The organism is Bacillus sp. OTU2372, assembly GCF_038440275.1.
Classification (GTDB): domain Bacteria; phylum Bacillota; class Bacilli; order Bacillales; family Cytobacillaceae; genus Neobacillus; species Neobacillus bataviensis_B.
On the sequence record NZ_JASATK010000002.1, the window covers coordinates 186,466 to 199,492 of the forward strand.

The window sequence follows — 13,027 nt, forward strand, 5'->3', positions numbered from 1 at the left end:
AAATTTTTTTATTTCAACAATTATTTTGAAAAAATATTTTGTTTACTTACTAAACAAAATATTTTTTTTCATTCTCCACAACATAATTAATTTAAGAGGCCCTTCCGATTAAGAAAAGAGACGGGTGCCAATGTCCCGTCTCTACTCTCCAATATTGTCTTCAAACCATTCCTGTAGCTCATTTAAAGAGGTGAAAGTAAAAATCTCTTCACCATTCTGGCCATTGTCTATGCCAGAATTTCCTCTCAGAGTAACTTGGCCCTCATCCTCCGAAACAAGGATAGCATAGGGGTGGTTGACGTTGATATACCTTGAGTCTAAATCGGTATCAAGCCAATTCTTGCTTCGTAAAAATGCTTCAATATGGTCCATTTCTTTTCCCTCCTCATCCTTTTATTGTTCCAAACTGCAAAAAAAAGAGACATAATTAATGTCTCTTAAAGATATTTTTATTTTAAGTAATTTTAAGAAAAGAGCTTATTGACTTGTATCTATAAAAAGTAGCCTTACTTCAATAAGTATTCTTTTTACAAGACAGCGGTCATTTCAATTTGTACTCTAAGGCCTTCCCTTAGATTTTTAACACTGGTATGTCTTGCAGGGCGATCATTTTCATTTGGAAACATTTTTAGCCACTCAACATTGACAATTTTTTCATATTCACGGTCTGTTGCTGAAACACTTAAATGTGCGATATCATCGGTCCTTCCTCCGGCAAGCTCCATGATCTCTCTCAGGTAATGAAAAAGATTGGCCACTTCGTCTTCGACTCTTTCAGGCATTTCACCTGTTTCAGGGTCCGATCCAATGATGGCTGAGGTGTATTTGTTTTTACAAGCTTACATCAGATTCCAGCCGTCTCATAAACTCTTCTGCAGCACTGTATCCTTCCTGCTTCAAAAGCCAGTTATTTGCTGCGGCTTCAATCAATCCTGCAACATCACGGCCAGGTTGGAGCTGAATCTCAATATGAGGGATTCGAACGTCCATATATTCCGTAAATCTAGATTCGTGATCCAATTCGTTATGGAGGGAATCTTTTTGCCATTTGGTCAGTTCAATATCGAGTGCGATTCTCGTCTCATCCTGAAAAGCTTTTCTCCCATATAGGCGGACCACATTCAATAGTCCCACACTTCTTAAAGCAAGAAATTCCTTCGTCTTTCCGTCATGTGTAGCAAGAATGGTTCGTGGACTAAGCTTTTTTAATACAACAATATCATCAGCCACAAGCCTATGACCTCTGCCAATCATTGTGTGTGCAATTTCACTTTTGCCGATACCTGATTTTCCCCTAAGTAAAATGCCCATTCCATATACATTAATACATACCCCGTGGACGGCGATTTCTGGCGCTAATTTTTTTACCATATATGCATCAAGCTTCATAATAAATTCAGAAGTCGTTTGAGGCTCTAACGTACATAACAACGGGATTCCCTCTTCAAGACAATACTGTGTTAAATACGTTAGACCTTCCTGTCCCGCTGTAACGATAAAGCATGGAGGATGGTATTTAACGATATTACCTATTCGTATCTTACGCTCCTCAATGCTTAACTTATGTAAATAAGTAATTTCCTTTCTTCCTAGTATTTGAACACGTTCAGTTGGAAAAAAATCAAAGTGTCCAACGAATTCTAAACCCGGACGATGAGATCGGGATTGTGTAATGGTTTGTTGTAATTGATTTTCTCCAGCCAATATTTTCAAAGAAAATTTTCGAACTAAGTTTTCAACTGTTAATATCTTCATGTCTGTGCCACTCTCCATCCTAAATCACTTTCTTAGTCTTGATTTTATCATCCTTTACATAGTAGAATGTGAGATTTTTTAAGAAGTCAGCTGTAGCCGTTAAACCATAACAATAGAAAAGGTCAACCAGAAGACTGGTTAACCTAATGCTATAAAATAGGGAAGGCCAAAAAAAGGACCATACCTCCCTTTTTTAGCCTTCCTAACACTATTTTTTCCTATTACTTTATTATAGTTGCTTTCTGTGTAGCAAAATCTATATCTTGATAATAACTATTCTTTACTAAGATATTAGGTCCTAGACAGGACACAGCCGGACAATGACAACTTAATTCTTTTGCAAGGTTAGAGGATTGCCAACTGTCATAGGCCGATATTAAATCGTCTGTTTGAATATTTCCAAGTGGTGGTGTATCACCGAAATCCGTAACGATGATGTCTCCAGTAAAAATGTTCACATTTAAACGAGAACGGCCATCTGGATCGTTTCTTACGGTGACATTCTTACTTTCATAAAGTCTTTTTAGAAGCGCTAGGTCCTCTTCTTTCTTACTGCACGCATAAAATGGCAGTGTCCCAAACAGCATCCAGACATTTTCATCCCGAACATCTAATAAATGATGAATAGCTTCCCTTATCTCCCCTAATGAAAGAGTTTCAAGGCTGCTGGCAAAATCACTTGGATACATAGGATGGACCTCATGCCGTTGACATAACATCTCTTCAACAATTTGCCGGTGAATTTTCTCTAAGTGCGGAAGAGTCCGCTTGTTTAACATAGTTTCTGCGGATACCATGATTCCCGCTTTCACAAGTTCACGGCTGTTTTCTATCATTCTCGTAAAATAGGCTTCTCGTTGTTTGAAATCGGGCTTTCTCTCCATCCTTGCAAAACCGCCCTGGGCAAAATCATCCACTGTGCCCCAGTTATGCGAAATATGTAAAACATCTAAATAAGGGACAATGAGCTCATAACGTCCTAATTCAAGGGTTAAGTTGGAATTAATTTGTGTTCGGACACCACGCTCATGAGCGTACTTTAATACTGGTACAACATAATTTTTTACCGAGGATAAGGAGAGCATCGGTTCCCCGCCAGTAATACTTAATGAACGCAATGACGGAATTTCATCCAATCTTTTTAATAACAGATCAAGCGGCAGTGCGTCTGGGTCTTTTGGCTGTAATGTATAGCCAACTGCACAGTGTTCACAGCGCATATTACATAGGGTTGTCGTGGTGAATTCAATATTCGAAAGCAGCGGCTTCCCATACTCCTCAATGTCTAAATAAGCTTCCCATGGATCATATTTTGGGGTGATTTGTTTTCTAGTCAACATTTGAACTCCTTAAAAATCAATCTTCAAAACCTTTTTATTATAGCTGATTTCTAGAATAATGGGTTGTTTTAAGTGTTAACAAATTTTATGTTGCAGCAATTGTGTCTATTCAAGGAAAATTCGCCAAAAATATACATATCCTGACTCCTTTCGTTTACAATATACAGATAATATTAAACGTTAGAATGGTGGTCATTTACATGGAAATGCAACCTTTAAGTGAAGCGGAAAAGCTCGCTTTAAAAAAGATTAAAATATTCCGTCAAAGCATCCTTCGCTACTTATTACGGGCAATGCTTGCGAGTATGTTTATCGGCTTTGGCGTTATTGTTGCCTTTAAGACAGGGAACTTTTTCTATCTAAAAGATTCCCCGTTTGCCTATCCAATGGCAGCTCTTACCTTTGGAGCAGCTATTATTTTAATAGCATATGGAGGCGGTGATTTATTTACGGGTAATACATTTTATTACACCTATGCAGCGCTCCGTAAGAAAATGGCTTGGGTCGATGTCATCAAACTATGGATTTGTAGTTACTTTGGTAATATCTTGGGAGCTGCCGTGTTTGCCTTTATTATTTTTACTACCGGACTTTATGCAGATTCATCTGTGAACGGCTTTTTACTTCATGTCGTGGAAGTAAAAATGCAAGTTCCGACAACTCAATTATTTTTTAGAGCGATTCTTTGTAACTGGCTCGTATGTATGGCCTTTTTCCTTCCAATGGGATTAAAAGGAGATGGTCCAAAAATGTTTGCAATGATGTTGTTTGTATTCTGTTTCTTTATTTCTGGATATGAGCACAGTATTGCTAATATGTGTACGTTCGCTATTGCTTTGGTATTAAATCATCCAGGCACAATTTCTTGGGCAGGGGTCGTACATAATTTAGTTCCGGTCACGATTGGTAATTTAATTGGCGGTGCTGTGTTTATGGCGATGATGTACTACTATGCAAATAAGCCATTTTTAGCTGAGTATGATAAGGAGCAGGGGCATTAATTAAGTCATGGTCCCTGTTCTGCCTTTCGACAAATTTCCAAGGAAATATTCACAAGAACAGAGAGATTACGACATTATAACTATTTAGAAAGGGCTGGAAATTTTCCAGCCTCATCTTACTTACTTAAAAAATAAAGATATGCCTTGATCATAAAGTAACTGACTTCTTCAGGCAGTAGTTCCTTAATCGGTTTTAAGCGGCTCCTTCCTGCTTCTGCTACCGCCTGCTCTAGTAATGGCAGATACTCCTCGGGAATGAGAGCGGTAAAGTTAACCTCCATCCCCTGCTGTGCGCATTGGATGATATGTTCCTCAACCGTTTTGAGAGATAAATCCCGCTTTTCAGCAATTTCATTGAGAGAGAGATTCTCTTTATACAAGGTATATGTTTCTAAATGTGAGTCACGAACGACCTTTTTGGTCGTTTTTTTCGGTGCATTGGATGCTGGTACTTCTTCACTTTGATATTCTGGATTCTCCTCAAGAAATACACGTATAGCCTGAATAAACTCCAGTCCATATTTTTGCAGCTTGTGCTCTCCAACTCCGCTCACTTGTAAAAATTCCTCACTCGTTTTCGGCTGTTTGGCACACATATCTTTAAGCGCGGCATCCGAGAAAATCACAAATGGCGGGACATTTTCCGATTCGGCAATTCGTTTACGCACTTCTCTTAAGCTTTCGAATAATGGATCATTTTTCGACACTTGTTTAACCTGTACCGCTTCTCTTCGATAAACCTGCTGCTTGCCTAGGAGGACATCCTTGCCTTGTGGTGCGACAAAGATGGTTGGAAATTGCCCTTGCTCAATCGCAATTAATTCTTGTGAGATTAGGAATTCAATAAATTCTCCTACTTCTCTTGCACCCTGATTCTTCATGATTCCATAAGTGGTCAGCTTATCAAAGCCCATCTCTGAGACTTTTTTGTTTTTTGATCCCGTTAGCACTTGGGCAGTTAGATTTTTCCCAAAGCGCTGGCCCATTCGAATCACACAAGACATCACCATTTGTGCCTCTTTCGTTACATCCACCTTGCTTCTTGAATCTAAGCAGTTTCCACATCTCCCACAGCTTTCTGTTTCTGTTTCACCAAAATATCTTAAAATAAATTCCTGAAGACAGTTTTCCGTGTGGCAGTAATCCGCCATTTGCTGCAGCTTTTCTAACTCTTGCGTTATCCTGCCACGATCACTCGATTGATCGATAAGAAAACGCTGAACTTGAACATCCTGAGGAGAATAAAGCAAAATACATTCACTATCTAACCCATCCCGGCCTGCACGTCCTGCTTCCTGATAATAGCTCTCCATATTTTTGGGCATCTGAAAATGAACGACATAGCGGATATTGGATTTATCAATACCCATCCCAAATGCGGAGGTGGCAACCATCACAGAAGCTTTATCCTCTAAAAATCGTTCCTGTTCCCGAGCCCGGTCTGCATCCCCCATTCCGGCATGATAGCGGGCGGCATTGATTTGTTCCTTACGCAGTCTTTCATATAGCTGATCAACATTTTTCCTTGTAGCTGCATAAATAATACCGGCTTCTTGTTGATTCTTTTTTAGATAATCAAGGAGAAACTTAAGACGGTCCTGCCCCTTAATAACAGAAAAAGATAAGTTTACCCGTTCAAATCCGGTGATAATTGTATTCGTTTGATCAATTTTGAGAGAATAACAAATATCTTCCCGAACCCTTGGTGTCGCGGTTGCTGTAAGGGCGAGTACTACCGGTTTTTGCGGCAGGTTATTAACCATCTGCTGGATATGACGGTAGCTTGGGCGGAAGTCGTGTCCCCATTGAGAGATACAGTGGGCTTCATCCACTGCAACTAATGGTATGTCCATCTGCCTTAAGTCCTCGAGAAAATCATATGACTCTAATCTTTCCGGCGCTATGTACAATAGCTTGTATTTCCCTGCTTTTGCTTCGTTTATTCTCCTATTAGCTTCTGAAAAATTTAACGAGCTATTAATAAATGTGGCAGGGATTCCTGCTTGGATGAGGGTATCGACTTGATCCTTCATTAAGGAAATCAATGGGGAAATAACGATTGTGGTACCTGAAAGGACGAGGGCTGGAATTTGATAGCAAATCGATTTACCGCCGCCTGTCGGCATGACACAAATGGTATTCTGACCTGTTAGTACCGACCGGATTGCCTGCTCCTGCCCGTTTCGGAAGGAACTGTAACCGAAGTGTGTTTTTAGTAGGGAAAGTGCTTGTTCAAACAAAATTGTATCTCCTTTCAATTTTAGGAACTGTCTATATTATACTGCTTTCAGAGCGGATACTGTTCTATTAATTAAAAAAACTGAGAGAGAAAATTCTCATGCCTAGAGTACTTTCCGCTTATCCGAGAACAACCTTTTTTTGTCCGAGAGTATTCTTAACCATAAAAAGAAAGACTATCGCTCCCTCCGATAGCCTTTCTCTTGTTTATATGAAGATATTATTTAAAATCTCTGCTTTATGCTCACCTTTTTTAGGAGGAGGAGCAATCACCGGGAGCTCTAAATCGCTGTGCATTTTAACCTGATAATCTCCCCAGGACGATGCAAAAATAAGTTCTTTTTCTTTAAAATACGGATTTTCGCTCAGTTCCCCTACCTCGAGGACTGGTGCCATACAACAATCTACTGCCTGAGCAAATTCGGTCCATTCGAAAAAGGTCTTAGTTTTAAAAAGGTTGATGAGCTCCTGGTAGACTGGGTTAGATGCTTCTGTTCTGGAAAAATGAGCTCCTATCCAATCCTCGCGTCCATGGGCCTGGCAAAAACTCTTCCAAAATTTTGGCTCTAACGCCCCTAAGCTCATGTAACGCTGATCCTTCGTTTCGTAAATCGCATACGAAATAATACTGCCGTTCAAAACGTTTATACCGCTTCCTTCACCTGTTTCTTTTTCTACCAAGACATGATTTCCCAATAGTGATACCAGTTGATCAGTAATGGAAATAGAATGATAGCTTCCCTTTCCTGTCAACAGTCTTGAAACAAGCCCTGCTAAAATCCGCTCATTGGCGGCAAACCCGCCCAAATAATCGGCAAGAGTGATCGAGGGATGGATGGGTCTTCCCTGTTGATCTTTAAGCTGGGCAAGGACCCCACTTAAAGCCAGATAATTAATGTCATGATTTCCTAGTTTACTTAACGGGCCATTTTGACCGTAACCAGAAATAGAACAGTAAATGATATCAGGCTTCACCTGTTGAACCGCTGCATATCCCAGACCTAGTTTTTCCATTACCCCGGGCCTGAAGCTTTCAATCACAACATCGGCATGGCCAATCAACCTTAGCGCAGTCTCCAGGTCAGCTTTTTCCTTCAGATTTAGTGCAATACTCTTCTTTTGTCTGTTATTCGCTAGAAAAACAAGGCCAGCATTATCCTTTAATACGCCTGTGTTCCGGGCTGGATCTCCTTCCGGTGCCTCTACTTTGATGATTTCTGCCCCTAATTCCGCTAGTCTGAGTGTTGCAAATGGTCCCGGAAGATAGTTGGTAAAATCCATCACCTTTATTCCTTTTAACATAGACAAAACCCTTTCTATTTGCTGGAGTCGGGGGAAAGAAGCTCCTCCAATTGTTTTCGCAAAACAAATTTTTGAATTTTTCCGCTCGCATTCCGCGGGAGTGACTCACAGAAAACATATTTACGCGGGCGTTTATAGTTGGCCAGCTGATCGCTGTTTTTACAATATTCATCCAGCTCTTGCTCCGTAATAACCGGATTCTTTTTTACAATAAAGGCGGTAACCGTTTCTCCCCAGCGGTCATCCGGCTGACCAACAACTGCCACGTCAAGGACACTAGGATGAGCATGTAAAAGATCTTCTACTTCCCTTGGATATATATTTTCTCCACCGCTAATAATCATATCATCGACACGGTCATTGACATAAAGGTATCCTTCTTCATCCATGTAGCCGATATCGCCGGAGTGGTACCACCCTTTATACATAGCCTTTTCAGTCGCATCTTCACGGTTGAAATATCCAAGCATCATACACGGTCCCTGTACAATAATCTCACCCGTTTCTCCCACTTGAACGATATCATCCGGATCTGACGGGCCATCCTCCCTCGTGCGGACAATTCGAATATCATGACTGAGAGCTGCTTGCCCGGCAGATCCTGCTTTCCGAAGCTGATCATTCTCTGATAAAAAGGTAATGGCCGGTCCCATTTCCGTCATCCCGTAAGCCTGGATTAGAGAGATACCTAGGCGGTCATGCAGCTTATTAACAAGGGATGGAGCCATGGGCGCAGCACCATAAAGCCCAAGCTTCAAACTAGAAAGATTATATTGAGTTAAATCCTCTTGAAGGAGCATATTCCACATCGTTGGAGCCGCAAATAGTTTTGTGATTTTTTCTTGTTCAAATAATTGAAGGATGGCCTTTGGATTAAATTGATGCAAAATGACATTACTTGCCCCAACATGGACTCTTGGGATAAAGGCACAATGGAGTTCCGCACAATGAAACATCGGTGCGGTAACAAGACCGATATCATTTACTTCAAGCTTTTCCGCGGCAATACACAATACGCTTTGGTCCACCATATTGCGGTGTGTATGCATCACACCTTTTGGTCTTCCGGTTGTTCCGCTTGTATAGATAAACGCATAGATATCAGATTCTTTCACCTCTATTTTTTTGTCCTCAGTAGAAGCTTCTGCCAGTTTTTCTTGATACGATGCTGCATAGTCAGGCTTATTTTCATCGATAAACCAAAAGGCAGTTTTATCAAATCGGCCGGCGATAGCCTCAATTACAGGCTCCAGTGCCCTTTCAAAAATTACGACTTTCGGGGTAGCATCTGAAAGAATATAGGCAACCTCCTCCTGCGTTAAACGGAAATTAATTGGATTAAATACCGCTCCAATTTTGGCGCAGGCAAACAGGGCTGTACCTAATTCTTCGGTATTAAACATGAAGGTTGATACGCGGTCTCCTTTTTTCACCCCTTCTTTGAGTAAGGCATTGGCTAGCCGGTTTACTTGTTCGCTCCACTCCTGATAGGTGTAGCGCACATTTTTTCTGACATCGTAAATGGCCGGTTTGTTTGGGAACTTTTTCACTGTTAAATCAAAGATTTTACCAATCGTCGTACTCATTAGGCCGCCTCCAATTATTTAAACTTAAGGGCAGTTGGGACTGCCTTTTTTTATTCATTAGGATTAGGATGATATTTGGTTATCAGAGATTTTTTAAGTTTATCAGAGAATCGTTTTTTACCGTTCCAGCCGTTCAATAATAGTCGCATTCGCCATTCCATGACCTTCACACATGGTTTGCAAACCATATCGCCCACCTGTCCGTTCAAGCTCATGCATCATCGTAACCATTAAACGTGCACCACTGCCGCCTAATGGATGGCCTAAGGCAATCGCACCTCCGTTCGGATTCAGCTTCCTAGGGTCGGCACCAGTCTCCTTCAACCATGCCAGCGTAACAGGCGCAAAGGCTTCATTGACTTCAAATACATCCATATCACCAATCGAAAGGCCTGATCTTACAAGCGCCTTTTGTGTCGCCGGGATTGGTCCTGTCAACATTAAGGTTGGGTCTGATCCAACGACCACACGTGTGTGGACTCGAAAACGAGGTTTCAAACCGAGTTCTTCTGCTTTTTCCCGTGACATCAGTAATAAGGCTGCTGCACCGTCACTAATTTGGCTGGAATTCCCGGCATGAATGACCCCATCTTCTTTAAACGCTGGACGTAGACCGGCTAATGCTTCAAGAGAAGTTCCTTTTCTTGGACCAGAATCATCCTTAATAACAGCCTTTGTTCCGTCAGGAAGGGTCACTTCAATTGGAAAAATCTCTCTCGAAAAATATCCTTCTTCTTGCGCCTTAAGGGCCTTCTGATGACTCTCCAGTGCGAATTGGTCAAGTTCAGCACGGGTAAACCCATATTTTTCAGCAATCCTCTCGGCCGATAGACCCTGGTGAATCATTTCATACTTTGACCTTAACTTCGGGCTAAATGGCTCTTCCGCCCCCTTGTAATTGGATCCCATTGGAACACGGGACATGCTTTCAACACCGCCAGCGATGACCACATCCATGTCGCCGGAGAGGATCGCTTGTGCCGCAAAGTGAACGGCTTGCTGGCTGGAGCCGCATTGGCGGTCAATTGTTGTTCCTGGAACTTCGATTGGGAACCCGGCAATTAATGCAGCTACCCGGGCAATATCACCAGCCTGCTCTCCCGATTGAGTCACGCATCCTAAAATAACATCATCAATGATTGCTGGATTGATTCCGGCCCTGTTAATGAGCTCTTTTAGGGTTAAACCTGCCAGGTCATCCGGCCTGATATCCTTTAATACCCCATTTTTTCTTCCTACCGGTGTACGAACGCCTTCTACAATAACAACTTCACGCATGATTATTTCCCCCTATAATCCTAGATTTTTAGCAATAATTGTTTTCATGATCTCGTTTGTCCCTGCGTAAATACTTGAAACCTGGATATCGCGGAATCGCCTCGCAATCTCGTATTCTTCCATATAGCCATAACCTCCATGCAGCTGCATGCATTCGGAAGCGACCCGTTTAGCTATATCCGTCAGTTTCCATTTGGCCATCGACACCTTCGTTACCACATTCTTCCTTTCAATGTGTTCTGCGATTAACTGATCTAAAAAGGCTCTGCCCATTTCAATTTCTGTTGCCATTTCGACAATCTTAAACTGGGTATTTTGAAACTGGCTAACTGGTTTTCCAAAAGCTTCCCTGCTTTTTACATAGTCAATCGTCGTCTTGAGCATAACTTCTGAGGCCGTTTGCGCCCCAATCGCGACAAGAAGGCGTTCCTGTTGAAGTTTTTCCATTAAATAGAGAAAGCCTTTGCCCTCCTCTCCGAGCAGGTTATTCTTTGGGACGCGGCAGTCTTCAAAAATTAATTCAGCTGTATCCTGTGAATGCAGACCGACTTTGTTCAGTTTTCTCCCTCGAGAAAACCCCTGCGTATCACGCTCAATCACAAGGAGACTCACGCCTTTATGTTTGGGAACTGCTTGGGTGTCTGTTTTAACCGCAACAACAATCAAATCAGATTGGATTCCGTTCGTGATAAAGGTCTTTTGACCATTGACGATATAATAGTCACCGTCCAGTTTGGCTGTAGTTTTTATGTTGGCTAAATCTGAGCCAGTTCCGGGTTCGGTCATAGCGATTGCTGTAATAATATCGCCTGTTACACACTTCGGCAGCCAGCGCTGCTTTTGTTCGTTCGTTCCGTAAGAGGTGATATAAGGAATGACAATATCATTATGGAGCCCGATGCCAACTAAGCCTGATCCTACTCGTTCAAGCTCCTCATTGATGACTACGGCAAATCCCCAGTCGACTTCGCTGCCGCCATACTTTTCGTCGATATCTGGACACAGAAAGCCTTGCTTCCCCATCTTTTTCCAGAACGACCGAGGAATCATACGATTTTCTTCCCACTGTTCATAGAAGGGATATGCTTCTTTTTCTAAAAACTTTCTTAATGACTGGCGAAAAATTTCATGATCTTCGTTTAATATGGATGTTTCATTCTAGTAACCTCCCTCTCAGGATTTGTAAACGCTTACTTTTTTGGTGTGATTTTTAGATTAAGATGATTTTGAGATGGAGTCTACAAATTCCTACGGTTATTCTACAAATCTAAGCTTTTTTCTACAAAAGTAAAGGGTAATTCTACGAAAAAAACAATATTTCAACAAAAACAAAGAACAATTCTACAATTATTGGTAAAAAACTCCCAAACCATATCCTGAAATTGAATCATGGCTTTACCCACATATCCCTATTCTACCAAAAAAGCAGGATGATTTAGAATATTTTTACATTTGGTTAGCAACTTTTTCTTACTTCAATCGTAAATATTTTGAGATATCTTAATTTGGAGTTGATTGCAATGAGTGAAAAAGGATGTATTAAATGCGGAAGCAGGGATACTGGCACGAAAGATGTAGCAATGACAGGAACAGGACTATCCAAAATGTTTGACCTTCAGCACAACACATTCACAGTTGTTTTTTGTAAGAACTGCGGATATTCAGAGTTTTATAATAAAAAAACATCGACCGCTTCGAACATTCTTGATTTGTTCTTTGGAGGATGATTTTTTTTAAGTAAGGGATTCTCCTAATGGGGAATCCCTCCAATTTTATAAGTTTAATTTTTCGGCATCCTTTCCATATCCATATACAGGACATTCCACCGATGACCGTCGAGATCCGTAAAGCCGCATCCATACATCCAGCCCTGTATCTCAGAAGGTTCACCATATAATGTACCTCCCGCATTTACCGCTAATTCGGCTATTCTTTCTACTTCTTCTCGACTATCCGCATCAAAAGAAAGCAATACTTCAGAAGCCAGCTTCGTATCAGCAATTTCATGCCTGATAAAATGTTTGAAGGTTGACTCTAGAAAAAGCATAATCGAAGTATCGGTATTGCCAATCACTAGTTGCGCTTGGTCGATTTGGTCAGCTCGAGTGTGTACTGAAAATCCAAGTTTACTATAAAATTCTTTTGATTGATTTATGTCCTTTACCGGGAGGTTAATCCAAAACTGTTTTATCATTAGTTCCTCTCCTTTTCTTGTAAACGATTTACCTCCATTATGACACGAAAGAAATGGAATTCATAACTAAAAAGGGATGACTGTTCGTCGTCCCTTCCATCATATTACTTAGACTGCATCCTGATTGCTCCAACGAGCCTGATGGTTTCACCATTTAGCATGTTGATAATAACGCCGCGCTCGTTTTGTTCATTCACCTGCCATTTTCCACGGCTACGTGGGAGTGCGATACGGTACACTTTTTTTGATTGTTCTTGCAGACAAAAAGCTGTAACCACAGGCTATTCCTGTCCTCATGGCGCTTTCATGCGGACAAAAAACTGTTACCACAGG

General features: G+C 41.2%; 12 protein-coding genes. 2 read left to right on the forward strand and 10 right to left on the reverse strand.

Going from position 1 to position 13,027, the window contains the following annotated elements:
- Positions 1-141: 141 nt before the first annotated feature.
- From AAHB15_RS05855 to yfkAB, 4 genes are all read right to left on the reverse strand, one after another.
- A complete protein-coding gene (locus tag AAHB15_RS05855) occupies positions 142-372 on the reverse strand; it encodes a hypothetical protein (protein ID WP_098996209.1) in 231 nt (76 codons plus the stop codon).
- 155 nt (positions 373-527) lie between these two features.
- Positions 528-812: a RidA family protein gene (locus AAHB15_RS05860; RefSeq protein ID WP_342042128.1), complete on the reverse strand. Its 285-nt coding sequence runs from the start codon at positions 810-812 to the stop codon at positions 528-530.
- Positions 813-831: 19 nt separating this feature from the next.
- Positions 832-1,755, reverse strand: coding sequence for an HPr(Ser) kinase/phosphatase (gene hprK / locus AAHB15_RS05865; protein ID WP_251565257.1), 924 nt, complete (start codon positions 1,753-1,755; stop codon positions 832-834).
- Positions 1,756-1,976: 221 nt separating this feature from the next.
- Positions 1,977-3,095 (reverse strand): radical SAM/CxCxxxxC motif protein YfkAB, encoded by a 1,119-nt coding sequence (gene yfkAB, locus AAHB15_RS05870; protein WP_335574754.1) that lies wholly within the window; start codon positions 3,093-3,095, stop codon positions 1,977-1,979.
- A gap of 200 nt (positions 3,096-3,295) precedes the next feature.
- Here yfkAB and AAHB15_RS05875 point away from each other — a divergent pair, with 200 nt between their 5' ends.
- A complete protein-coding gene (locus AAHB15_RS05875) occupies positions 3,296-4,096 on the forward strand; it encodes a formate/nitrite transporter family protein (protein WP_098527334.1) in 801 nt (266 codons plus the stop codon).
- A gap of 116 nt (positions 4,097-4,212) precedes the next feature.
- Here AAHB15_RS05875 and recQ read toward each other — a convergent pair whose 3' ends face one another.
- The 5 genes from recQ to AAHB15_RS05900 all read right to left on the reverse strand — a co-directional run bounded on the left by recQ (position 4,213) and on the right by AAHB15_RS05900 (position 11,646).
- Positions 4,213-6,336, reverse strand: a complete 2,124-nt coding sequence (recQ, locus tag AAHB15_RS05880) for a DNA helicase RecQ (RefSeq protein ID WP_342041976.1) — start codon at positions 6,334-6,336, stop codon at positions 4,213-4,215.
- A gap of 205 nt (positions 6,337-6,541) precedes the next feature.
- Positions 6,542-7,636, reverse strand: coding sequence for a CaiB/BaiF CoA transferase family protein (locus tag AAHB15_RS05885; RefSeq protein ID WP_342041977.1), 1,095 nt, complete (start codon positions 7,634-7,636; stop codon positions 6,542-6,544).
- A gap of 14 nt (positions 7,637-7,650) precedes the next feature.
- Positions 7,651-9,222, reverse strand: coding sequence for a fatty acid--CoA ligase (locus AAHB15_RS05890; protein ID WP_342041978.1), 1,572 nt, complete (start codon positions 9,220-9,222; stop codon positions 7,651-7,653).
- A 117-nt stretch (positions 9,223-9,339) separates the two neighbouring features.
- Positions 9,340-10,500: a thiolase family protein gene (locus tag AAHB15_RS05895; RefSeq protein ID WP_342041979.1), complete on the reverse strand. Its 1,161-nt coding sequence runs from the start codon at positions 10,498-10,500 to the stop codon at positions 9,340-9,342.
- 12 nt (positions 10,501-10,512) lie between these two features.
- Positions 10,513-11,646 (reverse strand): acyl-CoA dehydrogenase family protein, encoded by a 1,134-nt coding sequence (locus AAHB15_RS05900; protein WP_342042129.1) that lies wholly within the window; start codon positions 11,644-11,646, stop codon positions 10,513-10,515.
- A gap of 374 nt (positions 11,647-12,020) precedes the next feature.
- On the opposite strand from AAHB15_RS05900, the gene AAHB15_RS05905 reads away from it, so the two are divergent.
- Positions 12,021-12,227 (forward strand): zinc ribbon domain-containing protein, encoded by a 207-nt coding sequence (locus AAHB15_RS05905; protein ID WP_098527340.1) that lies wholly within the window; start codon positions 12,021-12,023, stop codon positions 12,225-12,227.
- A gap of 53 nt (positions 12,228-12,280) precedes the next feature.
- Here AAHB15_RS05905 and AAHB15_RS05910 read toward each other — a convergent pair whose 3' ends face one another.
- A complete protein-coding gene (locus AAHB15_RS05910) occupies positions 12,281-12,694 on the reverse strand; it encodes a VOC family protein (RefSeq protein WP_342041980.1) in 414 nt (137 codons plus the stop codon).
- Between the last annotated feature and the right edge of the window lie 333 nt (positions 12,695-13,027).